The following is an 18,943-nucleotide window of genomic DNA, read 5'->3' as shown; positions in this document are numbered from 1 at the left end:
TATTCAAGTCAAAGAGTTATATAAGCTGCAAAACCCCGCCCTCATTCGCGGAATTTCAATCACCTACCCCGGACGATACAAGCAACCATGAACCCTCAATCGAGCTTTGCAAAAGACGAACTGATTGCCTGCGGCATGGGCGAGTTGTTTGGCCCGGGGAATGCGCAACTGCCCGTCGACAACATGCTAATGCTCGACCGAATCACGCATATCAGCTCTGAGGGCGGGGCAAACGGCAAGGGTCAAATCATTGCCGAGCTGGACATCCACCCGGAGCTCTGGTTTTTTGACTGCCACTTCCCGGGCGATCCAGTAATGCCGGGCTGCCTGGGTCTTGATGCCATGTGGCAGTTGGTGGGGTTCTTTCTGGGCTGGCGGGGCAACCCCGGTAGAGGGCGTGCACTGGGTTGCGGTGAAGTTAAGTTTACGGGACAGATCCTGCCTACTGCCTCAAAAGTCACCTATACCATCGATATCAAACGTGTCATTGAGCGAAAGCTCGTGATGGGCATTGCCAATGGCACAGTCAGCGTTGACGACAAGGATATCTATCATGCGACGGATTTGCGCGTAGGTCTTTTCCAATCTACCGAGAGTTTTTAAATCATGCAGCGAAGAGTAGTAGTTACCGGCTTGGGCATTGTGTCCTGTCTGGGCAATGAGGCCGATACAGTAACGCAGGCCTTACGCGATGGCCGATCCGGCATTAGCATCAGCCAGTCGCAGATCGATATCGGCATGCGCTCGCACATCTCAGGATCTCCGGTTATCGATTTCAAAGAGCATATCGACCGAAAGCAACTACGGTTTATGGGTGATGCTGCTGCCTACGCCTACATAGCCATGCAACGCTGTATTGAAGATGCAGGGCTAACTGATAGCGAAATCTCCAACGATCGCACGGGCATTATTGCCGGTTCCGGCGGCGCATCCTCAGCAAGCCAGACCGAGGCTGCGGATATCCTTCGCGAGCGTGGCTTGCGTCGCGTGGGTCCCTATCGGGTGACCCAGACAATGGGAAGCACCGTTTCTGCCTGCCTTGCGACGCCGTTTCGAATTCGTGGCGTTAACTATTCCATTTCCTCCGCTTGCTCCACCAGCGCGCACTGCATCGGCAATGCTATGGAGCAGATTCAGCTCGGCAAGCAAGACCGTGTGTTTGCAGGCGGTGGCGAAGAGCTCCACTGGACCATGAGCAGCCTGTTTGACGCCATGGGCGCATTATCCACCAAGTACAACGACACACCTGAGCGAGCGTCTCGTGCTTATGATGCAGACCGTGACGGCTTCGTTATTGCCGGAGGCGGCGGCATGGTCGTGCTTGAGGCACTCGAGGCAGCTCAAACCCGCGGTGCAAAAATCTATGCTGAGCTTGTAGGCTACGGTGCAACTTCCGACGGATATGACATGGTCGCCCCATCTGGCGAAGGCGCTGTGCGCTGTATGCACCAAGCATTGTCGACAGTAGAGGGCACCGTGGACTACATCAACGCGCACGGCACCAGTACACCCGCCGGTGATATTCAAGAACTGAAGGCTGTCCGTGAAGCTTTTGCTGCACGGGACTACACGCCCATTATCGGCTCGACAAAATCTCTTTCCGGGCATTCATTGGGCGCTGCAGGTGTGCAAGAAGCAATCTACAGCCTGCTCATGCAACAAGCCGGATTTATAGCGGCGTCAGCCAACATTGAAACTCTGGACTCTGAAGCTGAAGGTATGCCTATCGCAAGAGAACGCCACGACAATGTGGATCTCCAGCGAGTGATGTCAAACAGCTTTGGTTTTGGCGGCACTAACGCCTCTCTGGTGTTCCAAAAGCTCAGCGCTTAAGCGCAGCTGAGCTGTTCAAACACAGAGCGCTTCAGTAAAGCAAACTGTCTAGCGGCATAAGCTGGATCGCTTGTCCAAGCTCAATCATTTCGCCCACCGGAACAATGGCCAAGGCATCACTGGCCGAAACAGAGCTGAGAACGCCTGAGCTCTGGTTCGCATAGGGACTAGCCCAGACTTCACCCGCCTTTAAACAGGTGCTCACGCGGAGAAACTCCTCTCGACTACCTTTATTGGGCACCGAAAAGTCCGCTCGCGCAGGCAGCAAATCAGACGACAACTCGCTTCGACCCTGCATGGCGCGGATATACGGCCGAGCCAATAACACAAAAGTAACAAATGCCGATGAGGGATTCCCCGGCACACCGATGAACGGTGTGGACCCTACATGACCAAAGGCGAACGGTTTGCCCGGTTTTATCGCAATGCGCCACAAGTCAATCTTACCCAGAGCATTCACCGAATCTCTCACGTGATCGGCTTCGCCCACAGAAACACCCCCGCTGCTCACAATCAGGTCCGCACGACCGGCGGCTTCGCTTAGGGCATCCAAAGTCGCGCTAGCCGTATCGCGCACGATACCCAGATCCACCACATCACAACCCAAAGCCGTCAGCAGACCAAACAGCATAGGACGGTTGCTGTTGTAGATCGCACCGGCAGGTAAAGGACCCGACCCAGGCTCTTGCAACTCGTTGCCTGTGGATAAGAGCGCGACTCTCAATTTATTGAAAACAGACACTTGCGCGATGCCCTGGGAAGCGAGTAAACCCATATCCTGCGGCCTGATTCGCCGCCCCCGAGCTAGTAATCGGTCGCCCGCCTGACAATCTTGCCCTTTAGCGCGGATATGCTGGCCAGTTCGAATAGTCCCGGGAAGCTCGACTAACTCCGCTTTTGCGACTACGTCCTCCTGCATCACCACAGCGTCCGCCCCATCAGGAATTTCGCCGCCGGTAAAAATCCTTGCGATGCTGTCAGAAGCAAGAGCATGCGCCGGGTCACCCGCGGCAATGCGTTCACTTATCGGTAGGCAGCGCCCCGCGTCTGTGGAGCGCAGAGCATAACCATCCATTGCGCTGTTATCTGCCGGGGGCACATCGATAAGCGCGTGCTGATCAAACGCCAACACCCTACCCAGAGACTCGTTCAGGGAAACCTCGGCGGTTCCAACACGAGGCACAGCATCACTGAGCAACTGATCCAAGGCATCGCGCAGCGGCAGGAGGGGCTTGGGTGACATAGCTAGGACAGTGCGTTGGTCAGTACGGCGACAAAGTTGCAGGGGCGATGCCGGCTATCTAACTGGTCCTTGAGAATTCCATTCCAGGCCGTGCGACAGGCACCGGTGGACCCAGGCATACAAAAGATTGCGGTGCGATTTGCCAGCCCGGCAATCGCCCGAGATTGCACGGTGGATGAGCCGATCTCCGTCAACGATAAGGCGCGAAACACCTCACCAAAGCCTTCGATGGTCTTGTCAAACAAGGGCTGTACGGCCTCCGGAGTAGAGTCTCTCCCAGAAAAACCAGTGCCCCCGGTAATCAATACCGCGTGAATCGCGGGATCCGCGATCCACTGAGAGAGCACCGCACGAATTTGATAAATATCATCAGGAACCAGGGCTCTTTGAGCAAGCTGGTGACCCTGCTCTGCTGCGGCTTGGCTAAGAAAATCACCCGAAGTGTCATTCTCCGGGCCGCGAGTATCCGACACCGTCAACACCGCTACCGCAAGACCGATAAATTCACTCTCTGACGCCATAACTATTAGCTGCTCTCCTTTGCAGTAAGGCTCTGGGAATACTGTTTAACGGTGGGGTTCATGAACCCCCGCCAAGGTACCTGCTTGATCCCAAAACCATCGCGCAGACGACTACAATCAAAAACACGCGTCTCTGTACTGCCCTCGGGGCTCTCTTCCCGGGGACTAATGACAACGTCTCCGGAGTCGCGATACTGACTCATCGCGGCAAGGGCCGCCTCGGCAAAACCATACCCTGTGGTGCGATCCGCGGAGCTGTAGTGATAAACGCCGCTGGCATCGGCCCCCACGCTCAATTGATCCAGCATTGCAGCTAGAACGCGGGCGACATCGTCACAGGCAACGGGACAAAAGATGTTTCGATCATCAAAAGCGGCATGCCGTTCTGACATCATCCGCGCCAACATTCTGGTCAGTAAATTGTTATCAGAACTGGCGAACAAAGGGCCGGTGCGCAACACAATAGCGGACGGCGCGGCCTGGGTTACCCGGCTCTCGATTTCCATAATCTGCAAACCGGGCTCACTTAACGCATCTGCTGCATCGAACTCGCGCAAGCTCCGTATACCCTGCCCCGCAAACACTTGATCACTGGACAGCAGGAGATAAGATATTTCGCTGTGTTCGCAGGCCTTTGAAAGCCAATGTGCGCGTTCCACGTCCAGAGGCTGAGGCACTTCTCCCGTAGCCACCTGCCACGCCAGCCGCAGATCCAGAACGGCTTGAGGCTTGTCTTTACGCGCGGCTTTCTTGGCTTGACGTTCGCTGCGCCACCGCGCGGAAGCAGTGCTCAGCGGTATGGCGCGATGACGACCCCACTGCGCAAATACAGCCTGAAGCGCTATACCTACGGGGTTATCAGAGCCAATTAGGAGGATATCCACGGGCTGTCAGAGCGCCCAGCGATGAGTACGCAATTTCACGCGACCTAAAATGGAATATCGTCGTCGATATCGCCCATTGCAGCAGGCGGCGACGCGGGGGCGGCACCACCCTTGGGTGGGGCGCTGTAGTTAGATCCGCCGGATGAGCCGCCGTTCGCTTCGGGATAGCCCTGATCGTAACCACTATCATCGCTACTGCTGCCGCCTCCACCGCTACCGCCGCGGCTGTCGAGCATTTGCATTTCGCTGCCGACAATCTCAGTGGTATAACGGTCCTGACCTGATTGATCCTGCCACTTACGGGTGCGGATAGCGCCCTCTACGTAGAGCTTGGAACCCTTGTGCAGATACTCAGCAGCCACTTCAGCCAACCGGTTGAAAAACACTACGCGGTGCCATTCTGTGCGTTCCTGTGGCTGCCCGGTTTGCTTGTCTTTCCATGTCTCGGATGTCGCCAGACGCACATTGGTCACTGAACCACCGGAAGGCATAAAGCGCGTTTCTGGCTCAGCGCCCAAATTACCCACAAGAATCACTTTATTGACGCCGCGCGAAGCCATACTACTGTTTCCGAATATGAAAATAGAGGCCGATCAATATAGCAATCCAACTCTGCAATTGCGACAGCATTAACGCTCAAAAAACGCCAGCGGCAGCACCAGGTTCGGCTCGAGGGTCGATTCGCCATATCAACACTAGCCAAAGCACAGCAGCCATGAGAATCAGCCACAGGAGCCCCGTGAGCCCGACGTAGCCATAGACCAAGCCACCCAAAGTTCCGCCAACAAAGGCGCCGAGAAACTGGCAGGTCGCGTACACACCCAGAGCTGTACCTTTGCCATGGGCAAACACCGCCTTGCTGACCAGTGATGGCAGAACAGCCTCAAGATAGTTAACCGCGGTAAAAAATCCACACAGTGCCGCGTACAGCAGCAGCGTATCCTTGCCCAAAAACAGCAGGGCTAACGATGCCGACATCATAAGTACAGTGATCTTTTGAGCGAGCCCTGTGCGGCCTCCTCGTTCCGACAAACGCAGAAGTGGATACATGCCCAGCAGCGACAGCACAAGAACGGGTAAATAGACTTGCCAGTGAGAGTCTCGCGGTACACCCATACTTCCCTCAATAACAGAGGGCAACACCAAAAATGATGCTGTGAGCATGAAGTGCAAGAGAAACACGGAGCCATTGATCTGCCGCAACGCAGGATCGGCCAGCACGGGTCGGAACATGTTCCGATTAGCACCCACATCTTCGTGAGCACGTGTTGCAATGGTAGGTATCCCCAGCGCAACAATGGCCATACCCAACAGTGCTAGCGCCGCGGTCATCCAGAAAACCGCCTCAAGACCACCCCAGGCAGCCAGGAGCGGCCCAAAGATTAACGCTAGCGCGAAGGACAGGCCGATACTGATACCGATGACCGCCATAGCTTTGGTACGCTGCTCTTCGGAGGTGACGTCGGCGGCCAAAGCCATTACCGAGCCAGAGATCGCCCCGGCACCCTGCAGCGCGCGACCCAAGGCAATCACCTGAACACTTTCTGCGAGAGCCGCTACCACGCTGCCGAGCACAAACATCGCTAATCCGCCCAGGATCACGGGCTTACGCCCAATTTTATCCGAGAGCCAACCTAGGGGTATCTGCAGCAAAGCTTGGGTCGCACCATAGGCTCCCAATGCCACGCCGATCATCAACGGAGACGCGCCCATCATGTCGGCGGCATACAGCGCCAACAGCGGCAACACCATAAATAAGCCGAGCATACGAAAGCTATAAAGCAGCGCCAAAGCGGCAACAACGCGCCGCTCCAGCGCCGTCATGGGATTATTTGTTAACAATTTAGGCGTACCTCGCGAATGCCGCGGATGGTAACAGTTTTTAAGTCAACCTCGACAATCCATGGCGCATCAAACGGCGTATAGTCAGAGAGTTTTGTCGCCTTCATCGCGCCACCTTATACTGTGGCGTTTTTGCTCGTCATTTGCGGAACCCAGCATGGAAAGTATTCAACTGCGTGGCGCACGCACGCACAATCTCAAGAACATCGACCTCGATATACCTCGGGACAAGTTAGTGGTGATTACCGGGCTTTCGGGATCCGGCAAGTCATCTCTAGCCTTTGACACCCTGTACGCGGAAGGTCAGCGCCGCTATGTAGAATCGCTTTCTACTTATGCGCGCCAGTTTCTGAGCATGATGGAAAAACCTGACATCGACCATGTCGAAGGACTCTCCCCTGCGATCTCTATCGAGCAGAAATCCACGTCGCATAACCCCCGCTCCACGGTAGGCACCATCACCGAAATCTATGATTATCTTCGGCTGCTCTACGCCAGAGTAGGAAAGCCGCACTGCCCGACGCATAAGCGACACCTCCAGGCACAGACTGTGAGCCAGATGGTGGATACCGTCTTAGCGCAACCCGAGGGTGCTCGCTTGATGCTTCTGGCTCCCGTGGTGCGCGAGCGCAAGGGTGAACATCATCATGTATTTGAGGAGCTTCGCGGCGCCGGCTTCGTTCGTGCGCGGGTCGACGGCAGCGTGCGTGATCTGGATGATCTTCCAGACCTCGACAAAAAGAAGAAGCACAGCATCGAAGTCGTTGTAGACCGCTTTAAGGTTCGCGACGACCTCAAGCAGCGTCTTGCAGAGTCCTTTGAAACGGCACTGGGGCTAACCGATGGCCTAGCGCTGGTGGTCGACATGGACGGGGAGTCCGCTGACCTGGTGTTTTCAGCTCGCTTCGCGTGTCCGGAATGTGGACACAGTATCAACGAGCTGGAGCCACGGCTGTTTTCCTTTAACAATCCTGCCGGCGCCTGCGGAAGTTGCGATGGGCTGGGTGTCAGGCAGTTCTTTGACCCAAGCCGGGTCGTTCTCTATCCCGAAGCGAGCCTCGCCGAGGGCGCTATTCGTGGCTGGGACCGCCGGAACGTGTATTACTTTCATATGCTCACCTCTCTGGCGGGTCACTTCGGTTTTGATATCGACACCCCCTTTGAAGAACTGTCTGACAAGCACCAGAAAATCATTATTGAAGGCAGTGGCAAAGAAGAAATAAGCTTCTCCTATGTGAATGACCGAGGCGATGTCTTCAAACGCTCACACGCGTTTGAGGGAATCATCCCCAATATGGAGCGGCGCTATCGCGATACAGAGTCTCAATCAGTGCGCGAAGACCTGTCCAAGTTTTTGACTACGGCTCCCTGCGCTGAATGCGAGGGCAGCCGGCTCTGCGAAGACGCTCGACACGTTCTGATTAATGATCGAAACCTTCCCGCCATCACAGCGCTCCCCGTCGGCCAGGCTGAAGACTATTTTGGCGCTTTGGCGCTGGAAGGACGCGACGCGGAAATCGCAGAAAAAATACTCAAAGAGATACGCGCTCGCTACCGGTTTCTAGTCGATGTAGGTCTGAACTATCTCAGCTTGGATCGCAGCGCCGAAACACTATCGGGAGGGGAAGCTCAGCGCATTCGTCTGGCCTCACAAATTGGCGCCGGACTCGTGGGAGTGATGTACATACTGGACGAACCCTCCATCGGCCTCCATCAACGAGACAATGAACGCCTGCTTCGCACGCTTACCCATCTTCGCGATCTGGGTAATACAGTCATTGTTGTAGAACACGACGAAGACGCTATTCGTTCCGCCGATCACATCATCGATATCGGCCCCGGCGCCGGTATACATGGGGGCACCGTGGTCGCCCAAGGCGATGCGCAGGCCATCATGGATGAGAAGACCTCTCTTACGGGCGCCTATCTCTCTGGAGAGCGTCGTATCGAAATTCCCGATACACGCACAGCCTTTGACAAAAATCGAATACTCCGCCTTAGCAAGGCCTCCGGCAATAACCTCCGGGATGTAGATCTCGAGATTCCGGTCGGCCTTCTTACCTGTGTGACCGGCGTATCCGGGTCCGGAAAGTCCACGCTGATCAATGCCACCCTTTATCCTCTAGCCGCCACGGCACTGAACGGCGCCACCACGCTGACTGCTGCCGCACATCATGACATTGCAGGTTTGGAGCACATCGATAAGTGCATCGACATTGATCAGAGCCCTATCGGTCGCACCCCGCGGTCCAACCCGGCAACCTACACCGGCATATTCACGCCCGTTAGAGAACTGTTCTCGGGCACCCAGGAAGCGCGCTCTAGAGGCTACAAACCTGGACGTTTCAGCTTCAATGTCAAAGGTGGCCGCTGCGAAGCTTGTCAGGGCGATGGCGTTACCAAGGTCGAGATGCACTTTCTCCCCGACATCTATGTGCCTTGCGATATCTGTAAAGGCCGACGATACAATCGCGAGACTTTGGACATTCGCTATAAAGGCAAGAACATCCATGAAGTACTCGACATGACGATCGAGGACGCTCTGGAGTTCTTCGAAGCCGTACCAACAATCTCAAGGAAACTTCATACCCTCATGGACGTAGGCCTGAGCTACGTGCGCCTTGGTCAAGCGGCCACCACCTTGTCTGGTGGTGAAGCACAGCGCGTCAAGTTATCTCGGGAGCTTTCGAAACGGGATACCGGTAGTACGCTGTACATCCTCGATGAGCCCACCACTGGCTTGCACTTTGAGGATATCCGTCAGCTACTGCACGTCCTGCATCGCCTGCGAGATCATGGCAATACTGTGGTCATCATCGAGCACAATCTGGACGTTATCAAAACTGCTGACTGGGTGGTCGATCTAGGGCCCGAGGGCGGCAGTGGCGGAGGACAAATCATTGCCACAGGTACACCAGAGACTGTTGCGAAGAACAAAAAGTCGTACACCGGGCACTTTTTGAAGGCTATGCTGGATGCTAAAAAGTCAGGAGCTAGTAAGGCGGCTTAACGTTCCGCCTTCGCTTCTCCGTTTTCCGGCGCCGGCGACACATTGGCCATTACTTCTCTCGCTACTAGCGCTTCTACGCTCCGTTAAGCAGCACTGACCGAGCGCATGCCCAAACTTAGCCCAGCCCCAGGGCATTACTTCTCTCGCTGCTAGCGCTTCCACGCTTCGCTCAGCGCAAACATCGTGAAGCTCAGCTACTGCCCTGAGATCGCTCCATGCGAGCTGTGATCTGTGATCCTAACCACAACTTTAGCGAGATGTGCCGCAGTGTCGAGCGAAGCACTGCGGGGGATCTCGCCGGTTAGACGCACCGTAAGTGAAACAGCAGGTCACAGGCACAAAAAAGCCGGGCTTAGACCCGGCTCTTCGACACTACTTGTGACTATCGCGGCTTATTCGTCGCCAGCGTCATCGTGACTCTCTGGTTGTGGACGGTCTACCAGCTCAACGTAAGCCATAGGCGCCTTATCCCCAGTACGAAATCCACACTTAAGGATCCGGATGTAACCGCCGGGGCGAGCCTGGTAGCGCGGGCCCAACTCGGTGAAGAGTTTGCCTACTGCTGCTTTGTCGCGCACGCGATCAAATGCCAGGCGTCGATTAGCAACGCTATCGTTCTTCGCCAGTGTGATCAGGGGCTCTGCGTAACCACGAAGCTCCTTTGCTTTAGGCAAGGTGGTTCTAATCAGCTCGTGCTCGACCAATGAAATAGTCATGTTACGAAACATGGCCTTACGGTGCGAGCTGTTGCGGTTTAACTGACGTCCGCTTTGACGATGACGCATTTTTCCAGTCCTTTACTCGGCGTCTCTCGACGCCCTGTTGTCTTTTGTGTTCGTAGCCCTGACACTGCCGAAGAAGGCTTTCAGTCTTCCTCAGCAAGCAGTGTTAGGCACTGAGCACCTTTTCGTCATTTCGCAGGCTAGTCGGTGGCCAGCTCTCAAGTCGCATACCGAGGGACAGGCCACGCGAAGCCAGCACATCCTTAATCTCAGTGAGTGACTTCTTACCCAAATTCGGCGTCTTCAACAGCTCTACTTCAGTGCGCTGTACCAAATCGCCGATGTAGTAAATGTTCTCGGCCTTCAGACAGTTCGCAGAACGTACCGTCAACTCCAGGTCATCTACAGGGCGTAGCAATACAGGATCAACTTCGTCCTCTGCGTCACTAGTTACAGCCTGAGTCTCACTCTGGAGATCAACAAACACCCGAAGCTGATCATTCAGAATCGTCGCTGCGCGGCGAATGGCTTCTTCTGGATCAATCGTACCGTTAGTCTCAAGATCAAGTACCAACTTATCCAAATCGGTGCGCTGCTCAACCCGAGCTGCTTCCACTACGTAGGAAACCCGCAGAACCGGAGAAAAGGTCGCATCCAGCTGGAGTCGACCAATCGAGCGCGTCTCCTCTTCGGGATTTTCACGAGCGTCTGCCGGTGAATAGCCTCGGCCTCGAGCAACAGTCAACTTCATGTGCACCGCTGATTTGCTGTTGAGGGTGCAAATCAGATGATCGGGATTACAGATTTCGATATCGTGATCGGTCTGGATATCAGCGGCGGTAACAGGACCCTCGCCTTCCTTGCTAAGAACAAGCTCTGCTTCGTCCTTACCGTTCATGATCAGGGCCACACCCTTGAGGTTCAGCAAAATCTCGATAACGTCTTCCTGCACACCCTCTATAGTAGAGTACTCGTGCAGAACGCCGTCAATCTCCACTTCCGTAATTGCGCAGCCGGGCATTGAAGACAGCAGGATGCGGCGCAGGGCATTACCCAACGTGTGGCCGAAGCCCCGCTCCAAAGGCTCAAGTGTGACTTGCGCGCGCGTCTTGCTCTTCTCTTCAACGTTAATCTTGCGAGGAGTCAGTAATTCCTTAACTGATGATTGCATCTGTGGCACCTGTATATAACTGTTCGGATCGATCTGCTCGAATTACTCGATTCAAGGCGCACAAAAGCGCCCAAGCTTACTTCGAGTACAGTTCGACGATCAGATTCTCATTGATGTCCGAAGAAAGGTCCTGTCGATCAGGAGCAGTTTTATAAACCGCTTCCAGCTTCTCAACATTGATCTCAATCCACTCGGGTTCTCCGCGCTGTGCTGCAAGCGCCATAGCCGACTGCACGCGCAGCTGCTTCTTGGCCTTCTCACGCAGAGATACGACATCACCAGCCTTAACTTTGTAAGAAGCGATGTTTACTACCGTACCGTTGACCAGGATTGCCTTGTGAGCAACCAACTGACGCGACTCGGAACGCGTAGAGCCAAAACCGATACGGTAAACCACGTTGTCCAGACGGCTTTCTAGCAGCTGAAGCAGGTTTTCACCGGTTGCGCCCTTGAGACGAGCCGCTTCTTTATAGTAGTTGCGGAACTGCTTCTCAAGCACACCATAAATTCGGCGAACCTTCTGCTTCTCGCGCAGCTGTACACCGTAGTCCGACAAGCGTCCGCGGCGTGCACCGTGCTGCCCTGGAACAGAATCCGGCTTACATTTGGATTCCAGCGAACGAACGCCACTCTTCAAAAATAGGTCAGTGCCCTCTCGGCGAGCGAGCTTACACTTTGGGCCAATATAACGAGCCATAATCTTGCTCCCTCTTAAACGCGACGCTTCTTGGGCGGACGACAACCATTGTGTGGGATCGGCGTCACGTCAGTGATATTGCTGATCTTGTAACCGCAGGCATTAAGCGCACGGACCGCAGATTCACGACCTGGCCCGGGGCCTTTTACCTGTACATCTAAATTCTGGAGACCATACTCTTTTGCCGCTTCACCAGCCCGCTCGGCTGCAACCTGAGCTGCAAATGGCGTGCTTTTACGCGAACCACGGAAACCAGAGCCACCAGAAGTCGCCCAGCTCAGTGTGTTGCCCTGTCGGTCGGTGATAGTAATGATGGTGTTGTTGAATGACGCATGAATGTGCGCGATTCCATCAGCAATGGTGCGCGTAATTTTCTTGCGCGTGCTCTTAGCACCTGGCTTAGCCATGTATCTAATCCTGTCTTAATATCAACACTGCACAGCGGTGCAGCTACACTAATTAAGGATTCACAGTTCCTTGCCCGGTCTTCTTCGACCGGTACAAAATTACCTGCGAATCGGTTTTCTTGGTCCCTTACGAGTACGCGCATTAGTCTTGGTGCGCTGTCCCCGAAGCGGCAGGTTGCGACGGTGGCGCAAGCCACGGTTACAGCCCAGGTCCATCAATCGCTTAATGTTCATAGAAACTTCACGACGAAGATCACCTTCGACAGTCAATTCCCCGACCTTATTACGCAGCACGTCCAGCTGATCTTCTGACAGATCACCTACACGAACGCTCCCTTCTACGCCGCTGGCCTCGCAAATACGCTTGGCTTGGGTACGCCCCACACCAAATATATAGGTGAGGGAGATTACGGCGTGCTTATTGTCGGGTATGTTGACCCCGGCTATACGAGCCATTCACTTATCTCCGAAAAACTGTGTGCGCGCACCGCGCCCAGTAAGCATTGCTTGCTGCGACGTGAGTTTGCGAAACCCTGGAAAAAGGCGCGCGATCTTAACGATTTTATTGCCAGAACGCAATGCCTGGAGCCCTTAACCCTGTCGCTGCTTGTGTCGCGGATCTGTATTACAAATCACGCGTACCACGCCCTTACGACGAACGACCTTGCAGTTTCTGCAGATCCTCTTTACTGATGCTCTTACTTTCATCTTACTACTCCCAAACAAGTCCCGCTCTTAACGAACGCGGCCCGCATTTCCATATTTCTTCAGATTGGCTTTCTTCATCACTGAGTCGTATTGATGCGACATCATGTGGCTCTGAACCTGCGCCATGAAGTCCATCACCACGACGACTACGATCAAGAGCGACGTACCGCCCAAATAGAAGGGCACGTTCCAAGTCACGACCAAGAATTGCGGCAAGAGACACACGAGCGCGATATAGGCTGAGCCAAACACCGTAAGCCGAGTCAAAACACCGTCAATATAATTTGCGGTTTGCTGCCCAGGTCGAATACCCGGCACAAACGCACCTGATTTCTTCAAGTTATCAGCCACTTCCTGCGGATTGAACATCAACGCTGTGTAGAAGAAACAGAAGAACACGATGAATATGGTGAACAACAGAATATTCAAGGGCTGCCCTGGCCCGATCGCCACTGCCATATCCTGCAGCCAATCGGCCGACCCTGAGGAACCAAACCACTGTGCTATAGAGGCTGGGAACAACAAAATACTACTCGCGAAGATAGCCGGGATCACACCCGCCATGTTCACCTTGAGCGGAAGATGTGAGCTCTGCGCCTGGTACATCTTGCGCCCCTGTTGGCGCTTCGCGTAGTTCACGGTAATTCTCCGCTGACCCCGCTCGATGAACACGATCATATAAATAACCGCTATCGCCAAAGACAGGATCAATAGTAGCGCGAGGATGTTGATCTCGCCTTGCCGCGCCTGCTCAAGAGACTGCCCAATCGCTGATGGCAATCCCGCCACGATCCCAGCAAAAATCAGCAACGAAATACCGTTGCCAACGCCCTTCTCAGTAATCTGCTCACCCAGCCACATCATGAATACAGCGCCGGTGACCAAGGAGGTGATCGCGATAACGAAAAACAGCATGCCTGAGTTGTAACTCATGCCCTGGTTCGCCATACCCACCGTCATACCTGTGGCTTGAACAATGGCGAGTACCACCGTCAAGTAACGCGTGTATTGGCTTATTTTTCTACGGCCCGACTCGCCTTCTTTCTTTAACTGCTCTAGCTGAGGCGTCACCGCAGACATCAACTGCATGATAATCGACGCAGAGATGTACGGCATGATACCCAGCGCGAGAATACTCATACGCTCCAGCGCACCGCCGGAGAACATGTTCGCAAGACCAAGAATGGTGCCCTGGTTCTGGTTGAACAACGCGGCTAACTGATTCGGATCGATGCCCGGCACAGGAATGTGCGTGCCGATCCGGTACACAATTATCGCGACCAATACGAAACGAAGGCGAGCAAAAAGCTCGCCCAGTCCGGCCCGGTTTGCTGAGGGTAACTCGGCCATCAGTTTGTCGTTGTCGCTCCTGTGATCCTGTTAGACTTTAGATGTGGCACTAGTAAAGGATTGAAGACCTAGTCTTCAATCTTGCCGCCGGCCCGCTCGATCGCCTCACGGGCGCCCTTGCTGACAGGTATGCCTTTGACCGTTACGGCACGTGTCAGTTCACCTGACAAGAACACTCGTACGCGCAACACAGCATCACGCACAACGTCAGCATTCTTTAACGCTTCCAGATCGATAACATCGCCATCAACCTTATTGAGCTCGCCCAAACGAACCTGCGCGGTTGTGCGAGAAATACGCGAAGTAAAGCCGTACTTTGGCAGACGCTTCTGAAGGGGCATCTGACCACCCTCAAAGCCGGGTGCTACTTTTCCGCCGGAGCGAGCCTTTTGGCCCTTGTGTCCACGACCGGCTGTCTTACCGTAGCCACTACCGATGCCTCGGCCAACGCGCTTATTCGCTTTACGCGAACCAGGAGCCGGGCTCAGGGTGTTAAGTCGCATTGTATCGCTCACGCCTGTTCCTCCACACTCAGCATATAGCTGACTTTATTAATCATGCCGCGGACCGACGGAGTGTCTTCCACTTCCACCGTGTGCCCAATACGACGCAGACCCAATCCTGCAACGCAGGCGCGGTGGTTCTTCAACCGGCCGCTGGTGCTCTTGGTCTGGGTGACCTTAATTATTGCCTTAGCCATGACTCGCTAATCCGTGTTGTTGCTAACAGTTACTTAAATCAATATTGTCGGTAGATAACAGCTACTTAGCTCGTAATCTCTTCGACACTCTTGCCGCGCTTAGCCGCCACAGATTCTGGCGAAGACATATCACGCAGGCCGTTAAATGTGGCGCGTACTACGTTTACGGGATTAGTAGACCCGTAACACTTGGCTAGTACGTTGTGTACGCCCGCGATTTCTAGAACCGCGCGCATAGCACCACCTGCGATGACGCCTGTACCCTCTGAAGCCGGCTGCATGTAAACCTTGGATGCACCGTGACGAGCCTTGATTGCGTACTGAATCGTACCGTTATCAAGATCAACTTGAATCATGTTACGACGCGCAGCTTCCATCGCTTTTTGAATTGCAACAGGCACCTCACGCGCCTTGCCACGACCAAAACCGACACGACCTTTGCCATCTCCAACTACGGACAGGGCTGTGAATCCGAAGATCCGGCCACCTTTTACTACTTTCGCCACACGATTAACCTGAACCAGTTTTTCCTGGAGGTCGCCGTCTTGCTGCTTCTGATCGTTAAACGCCATCGTCTATATACCCTAGAATTCCAGTCCGCCTTCGCGCGCGGCTTCTGCCAGCGCTTTCACTCGCCCGTGGTACTTAAACCCACCGCGATCAAAAGCGACCTTTTCAACACCTGCTGCTTTGGCTCGTTCCGCAAGGAGCTTACCTACCGCTGATGCTGCATCAATATTGCCTGTTGCCCCACTACGCAGACTAGTGTCCAACGTAGAAGCGCTTGCCAGGACCGTACCGCCAGTAGGCGCAAACACCTGCGCATAAATGTGCTGCGGAGTCCGGTGTACGCTCAGACGGTTTGCACCTTGGGTGCGCATACGCTGGCGCGCCTTGCGGGCGCGACGGAGACGCGAATCGTTCTTTGCACTCATCTCGAATGTCCTGTTACTTCTTCTTGGCTTCCTTACGTCGGACATGCTCATCCGCGTAACGAATACCTTTACCCTTGTATGGCTCTGGTGGACGGAAACGTCGAATTTTCGCCGCCGCCTCCCCAACTGCCTGCTTGTCAATTCCGCTCACAACGATCTCTGTCTGCGTCGGTGTCTCAGCACTGAGCCCTTCCGGGAGTTCAAAGTCCACCGGATGAGACAACCCGACAGTCAGATTTACTGACTTACCGGTAGCCTTGGCACGATAACCAACACCGTTAAGTACCAGCTTTTTCTGCCAGCCCTCGGACACGCCCTTGACCATGTTGTTCACAAGTGAACGTGTTGTACCTGCCATCGCCTTAGATGAATCGGTCTCGTACGCAAACGTAACGACACCGTCTTCCTGAGCAATGTTTACGCCTTTATAAAGAGACAGGGACAGAGAGCCTTTGGCGCCCTTCACCTGCACTTCACGACCGGCTACGGTCACCTCCACGCCTTTCGGCAGGGAGACTGGATTATTCGCAACTCTGGACATACTTCGCCCTTTCTCTCTGTCTTTTGGCGTTGCCTTGCAACAACGCCAAATTTCTTAACTAGCCAAGCCCGCACTCAGGTCTTTAGAAGACCGTGCAAAGCACCTCGCCACCTACGCCGGCTGCTCGCGCCGCACGTTCAGTCATAACACCACGCGACGTTGAAACGATTGCGACACCAAGTCCGTTACGTACAGTCGGCAACTCATCTTTACCTGAGTAGCGGCGCACGCTTGGACGGCTGACGCGATCAATTTCTGCAATTACGGGCTTACCTTCAAAATACTTAAGCTCGAGACGCAGACGCGGCTTTACGCCATCCGCATGAGCCTCAAATCCGGCTATGTAGCCCTCGTCTTCTAATACCTTTGCAACTGCGACTTTCAGCTTTGAACCGGGCATATCGATACCGGTGTGTCCAGCCATCTGTGCGTTGCGAATGCGGGTCAACATATCCGCCAATGGGTCTTGCATACTCATGTTTCTATTCCTCTCGGCTTCGCTTACCAGCTGGCCTTAACCAGACCGGGGACGTCACCGCGCATAGCGGCTTCACGGAGCTTGTTACGACACAGGCCAAACTTACGGTACACACCATGAGGGCGGCCCGTTATCGCGCATCGTCGCCGCTGTCGAACAGGGCTGGCGTTACGCGGCAACTTCTGCAATGCCACCTGCGCATCCCACTTCTCTTCGTCACTGGCAGTAGTACTTGCCAGGATCGCTTTAATCTCTGCACGCTTTGCCGCATACCGGGCAACGGTGCTAGCACGCTTGTCTTCGCGCGCAATCATCGACTTCTTAGCCATATCCCGAATTACCCTTTCAGCGGAAAATTGAAAGAACGCAACAAGGCGCGACCTTCGTCGTCCGTGCGTGCCGTCGTAGTGATCGTAATATCCATACCGCGAAGACTGTCTACTTCGTCGTAGTTAATCTCTGGGAAGATAATCTGCTCAGTCACACCCATCGCAAAGTTCCCGCGCCCGTCAAAAGACTTGGGGCTTATACCGCGAAAGTCGCGAATACGGGGAATGGCGATGCTAACCAATCGCTCGAGGAACTCATACATTCTCTCGCCGCGCAGAGTCACTTTACACCCGATGGGCCATCCATCGCGAATCTTAAATCCAGCAATAGACCGTCGAGCCAGGGTAACAACAGGCTTCTGTCCGGCAATTTTGGTCATATCTGAGAGCGCACTCTCCATAACCTTTTTGTCGCCTACGGCTTCGCCAACACCCATATTCAAGGTGATCTTGGTAATCCTGGGTATTTCCATCACATTATCCAAGCCCAATTCTTCTTTGAGCTTAGCTGCGATCTCGTCCCGATACTTTTCTTTCAAGGTTGCCATTTACTTGTACCTGTTCCTTGCCCTTAGGCGTCCAGAGCCGTGCCGTTAGACTTAAAAAATCTGACCTTTTTCCCGTCATCAACACGGAAACCAACACGGTCTGCTTTACTCGTCTCAGGGTTGAAAATTGCGATGTTCGACACCTGAATAGCCGCCTCTCGCTCAATGATCCCGCCCTGAACACCGGCCTGCGGGTTAGGCTTGGTGTGCTTTTTGATCATGTTAATGCCAGTCACAATTACGCGACTTTCACTTACAATCTTGCGCACCTTCCCACGCTTGCCCTTATCCTTGCCGGCCAGCACGATTACTTCATCGTCACACTTAATTTTCAACATAGCTCTCTACTCTCTGCCGTGCAGCAACCCTGAGGTTGACTCCCCGCCTTCAGATTACTTCCGGTGCAAGGGAAATAATCTTCATGAATTTCTCACCGCGAAGCTCTCGAGTTACCGGCCCAAAAATACGGGTCCCGATCGGAGCGTCTTGGTTGTTCAGAAGAACTGCCGCGTTATCATCAAACTTGATCAATGAACCATCAGGCCGTCGAACACCTTTCTTGGTGCGCACAACGACCGCAGTCATGACCTGGCCCTTCTTCACCTTTCCGCGAGGAATGGCTTCTTTAACCGTAACCTTGATGAGATCACCAACGCGCGCATAACGACGCTTGGATCCACCGAGGACCTTGATGCACATAACTCGGCGTGCGCCGCTGTTATCTGCCACTTCCAAATAGGATTCTGTCTGGATCATTGCGCCGCACTCTCCACTTTCTCTACAACCTCAACGAGGTTCCAGCTTTTGCTCTTAGAGATCGGACGAGTTTCAGCAACCGTCACCAAATCACCAACACCACACTGGTTGTCAGCATCATGGGCGTGCACTTTCGATGAGCGGGTCATGTACTTGCCATACATGGCATGACGGACGCGACGCTCGATAAGCACAGTGATGGTCTTGTCCATCTTATTGCTTAATACTCGACCAGTTACGGTACGGGTTCTTTTTTCAGCTGACATCG

At 54.2% G+C, this 18,943-nt stretch carries 26 protein-coding genes; 3 read left to right on the top strand and 23 right to left on the bottom strand.

Annotated features, from left to right (window positions below; all coding sequences use genetic code 11):
• Positions 1-87: 87 nt before the first annotated feature.
• Positions 88-603, top strand: coding sequence for a 3-hydroxyacyl-[acyl-carrier-protein] dehydratase FabA (gene fabA / locus ACI9KD_RS01495; RefSeq protein WP_414979367.1), 516 nt, complete (start codon positions 88-90; stop codon positions 601-603).
• Positions 604-606: 3 nt separating this feature from the next.
• The gene (gene fabB, locus ACI9KD_RS01490) at positions 607-1,833 is read left to right on the top strand and encodes a beta-ketoacyl-ACP synthase I (protein ID WP_414979366.1); all 1,227 of its coding nucleotides are present in this window, start codon (positions 607-609) and stop codon (positions 1,831-1,833) included.
• A 31-nt stretch (positions 1,834-1,864) separates the two neighbouring features.
• Here fabB and glp read toward each other — a convergent pair whose 3' ends face one another.
• The 5 genes from glp to ACI9KD_RS01465 form a co-directional block, all read right to left on the bottom strand.
• Positions 1,865-3,076, bottom strand: a complete 1,212-nt coding sequence (glp, locus tag ACI9KD_RS01485) for a gephyrin-like molybdotransferase Glp (RefSeq protein ID WP_414979365.1) — start codon at positions 3,074-3,076, stop codon at positions 1,865-1,867.
• A gap of 2 nt (positions 3,077-3,078) precedes the next feature.
• Positions 3,079-3,597 carry a molybdenum cofactor biosynthesis protein B gene (gene moaB / locus ACI9KD_RS01480; RefSeq protein ID WP_414979364.1) on the bottom strand — a complete coding sequence of 173 codons (519 nt, stop codon included), beginning with the start codon at positions 3,595-3,597 and terminating at the stop codon, positions 3,079-3,081.
• A gap of 5 nt (positions 3,598-3,602) precedes the next feature.
• The gene (locus tag ACI9KD_RS01475; RefSeq protein WP_414979363.1) at positions 3,603-4,481 is read right to left on the bottom strand and encodes a sugar nucleotide-binding protein; all 879 of its coding nucleotides are present in this window, start codon (positions 4,479-4,481) and stop codon (positions 3,603-3,605) included.
• A gap of 44 nt (positions 4,482-4,525) precedes the next feature.
• Complete coding sequence (gene ssb / locus ACI9KD_RS01470) at positions 4,526-5,041, bottom strand: single-stranded DNA-binding protein (RefSeq protein WP_414979362.1); 516 nt, start codon at positions 5,039-5,041, stop codon at positions 4,526-4,528.
• 76 nt (positions 5,042-5,117) lie between these two features.
• Complete coding sequence (locus ACI9KD_RS01465) at positions 5,118-6,323, bottom strand: MFS transporter (protein ID WP_414979361.1); 1,206 nt, start codon at positions 6,321-6,323, stop codon at positions 5,118-5,120.
• A 157-nt stretch (positions 6,324-6,480) separates the two neighbouring features.
• Here ACI9KD_RS01465 and uvrA point away from each other — a divergent pair, with 157 nt between their 5' ends.
• Entirely contained in the window at positions 6,481-9,333 is a 2,853-nt protein-coding gene (gene uvrA / locus ACI9KD_RS01460) for an excinuclease ABC subunit UvrA (protein ID WP_414979360.1), read from the top strand.
• A 392-nt stretch (positions 9,334-9,725) separates the two neighbouring features.
• On the opposite strand, the gene rplQ is transcribed toward uvrA, so the two are convergent.
• From rplQ to rpsQ, 18 genes are all read right to left on the bottom strand, one after another.
• Positions 9,726-10,118 carry a 50S ribosomal protein L17 gene (gene rplQ / locus ACI9KD_RS01455; RefSeq protein WP_414979359.1) on the bottom strand — a complete coding sequence of 131 codons (393 nt, stop codon included), beginning with the start codon at positions 10,116-10,118 and terminating at the stop codon, positions 9,726-9,728.
• 103 nt (positions 10,119-10,221) lie between these two features.
• Entirely contained in the window at positions 10,222-11,226 is a 1,005-nt protein-coding gene (locus tag ACI9KD_RS01450; protein WP_414979358.1) for a DNA-directed RNA polymerase subunit alpha, read from the bottom strand.
• A 76-nt stretch (positions 11,227-11,302) separates the two neighbouring features.
• Positions 11,303-11,923 (bottom strand): 30S ribosomal protein S4, encoded by a 621-nt coding sequence (rpsD, locus tag ACI9KD_RS01445; RefSeq protein WP_414979357.1) that lies wholly within the window; start codon positions 11,921-11,923, stop codon positions 11,303-11,305.
• 14 nt (positions 11,924-11,937) lie between these two features.
• Entirely contained in the window at positions 11,938-12,330 is a 393-nt protein-coding gene (gene rpsK / locus ACI9KD_RS01440; protein ID WP_008292587.1) for a 30S ribosomal protein S11, read from the bottom strand.
• Between the two features lie 99 nt (positions 12,331-12,429).
• Entirely contained in the window at positions 12,430-12,786 is a 357-nt protein-coding gene (gene rpsM, locus ACI9KD_RS01435) for a 30S ribosomal protein S13 (RefSeq protein WP_414979356.1), read from the bottom strand.
• A gap of 135 nt (positions 12,787-12,921) precedes the next feature.
• Positions 12,922-13,038: a 50S ribosomal protein L36 gene (rpmJ, locus tag ACI9KD_RS01430; protein WP_414979355.1), complete on the bottom strand. Its 117-nt coding sequence runs from the start codon at positions 13,036-13,038 to the stop codon at positions 12,922-12,924.
• 27 nt (positions 13,039-13,065) lie between these two features.
• Positions 13,066-14,388, bottom strand: a complete 1,323-nt coding sequence (secY, locus tag ACI9KD_RS01425; RefSeq protein WP_414979354.1) for a preprotein translocase subunit SecY — start codon at positions 14,386-14,388, stop codon at positions 13,066-13,068.
• A gap of 68 nt (positions 14,389-14,456) precedes the next feature.
• Positions 14,457-14,891: a 50S ribosomal protein L15 gene (rplO, locus tag ACI9KD_RS01420; RefSeq protein ID WP_414979394.1), complete on the bottom strand. Its 435-nt coding sequence runs from the start codon at positions 14,889-14,891 to the stop codon at positions 14,457-14,459.
• 8 nt (positions 14,892-14,899) lie between these two features.
• A complete protein-coding gene (rpmD, locus tag ACI9KD_RS01415) occupies positions 14,900-15,088 on the bottom strand; it encodes a 50S ribosomal protein L30 (RefSeq protein WP_414979353.1) in 189 nt (62 codons plus the stop codon).
• 65 nt (positions 15,089-15,153) lie between these two features.
• Positions 15,154-15,660, bottom strand: a complete 507-nt coding sequence (gene rpsE / locus ACI9KD_RS01410) for a 30S ribosomal protein S5 (RefSeq protein ID WP_414979352.1) — start codon at positions 15,658-15,660, stop codon at positions 15,154-15,156.
• A 12-nt stretch (positions 15,661-15,672) separates the two neighbouring features.
• A complete protein-coding gene (gene rplR / locus ACI9KD_RS01405) occupies positions 15,673-16,023 on the bottom strand; it encodes a 50S ribosomal protein L18 (protein WP_414979351.1) in 351 nt (116 codons plus the stop codon).
• Between the two features lie 13 nt (positions 16,024-16,036).
• Positions 16,037-16,564: a 50S ribosomal protein L6 gene (gene rplF, locus ACI9KD_RS01400; protein ID WP_414979350.1), complete on the bottom strand. Its 528-nt coding sequence runs from the start codon at positions 16,562-16,564 to the stop codon at positions 16,037-16,039.
• Between the two features lie 82 nt (positions 16,565-16,646).
• Positions 16,647-17,042 carry a 30S ribosomal protein S8 gene (gene rpsH / locus ACI9KD_RS01395; protein WP_414979349.1) on the bottom strand — a complete coding sequence of 132 codons (396 nt, stop codon included), beginning with the start codon at positions 17,040-17,042 and terminating at the stop codon, positions 16,647-16,649.
• Between the two features lie 23 nt (positions 17,043-17,065).
• Positions 17,066-17,371 (bottom strand): 30S ribosomal protein S14, encoded by a 306-nt coding sequence (gene rpsN / locus ACI9KD_RS01390; protein WP_414979348.1) that lies wholly within the window; start codon positions 17,369-17,371, stop codon positions 17,066-17,068.
• Between the two features lie 8 nt (positions 17,372-17,379).
• The gene (gene rplE / locus ACI9KD_RS01385) at positions 17,380-17,919 is read right to left on the bottom strand and encodes a 50S ribosomal protein L5 (protein ID WP_414979347.1); all 540 of its coding nucleotides are present in this window, start codon (positions 17,917-17,919) and stop codon (positions 17,380-17,382) included.
• A gap of 23 nt (positions 17,920-17,942) precedes the next feature.
• Positions 17,943-18,257, bottom strand: coding sequence for a 50S ribosomal protein L24 (rplX, locus tag ACI9KD_RS01380; protein WP_414979346.1), 315 nt, complete (start codon positions 18,255-18,257; stop codon positions 17,943-17,945).
• 49 nt (positions 18,258-18,306) lie between these two features.
• Entirely contained in the window at positions 18,307-18,675 is a 369-nt protein-coding gene (gene rplN, locus ACI9KD_RS01375) for a 50S ribosomal protein L14 (protein WP_414979345.1), read from the bottom strand.
• Positions 18,672-18,941 carry a 30S ribosomal protein S17 gene (rpsQ, locus tag ACI9KD_RS01370; protein WP_414979344.1) on the bottom strand — a complete coding sequence of 90 codons (270 nt, stop codon included), beginning with the start codon at positions 18,939-18,941 and terminating at the stop codon, positions 18,672-18,674. Before rpsQ ends, rplN begins: the two co-directional genes overlap by 4 nt.
• Positions 18,942-18,943: the final 2 nt, after the last annotated feature.

It is taken from the genome of Congregibacter sp. (assembly GCF_047617445.1).
Lineage (GTDB): Bacteria > Pseudomonadota > Gammaproteobacteria > Pseudomonadales > Halieaceae > Congregibacter.
This window is presented reverse-complemented; position numbering and strand designations above follow the sequence as displayed.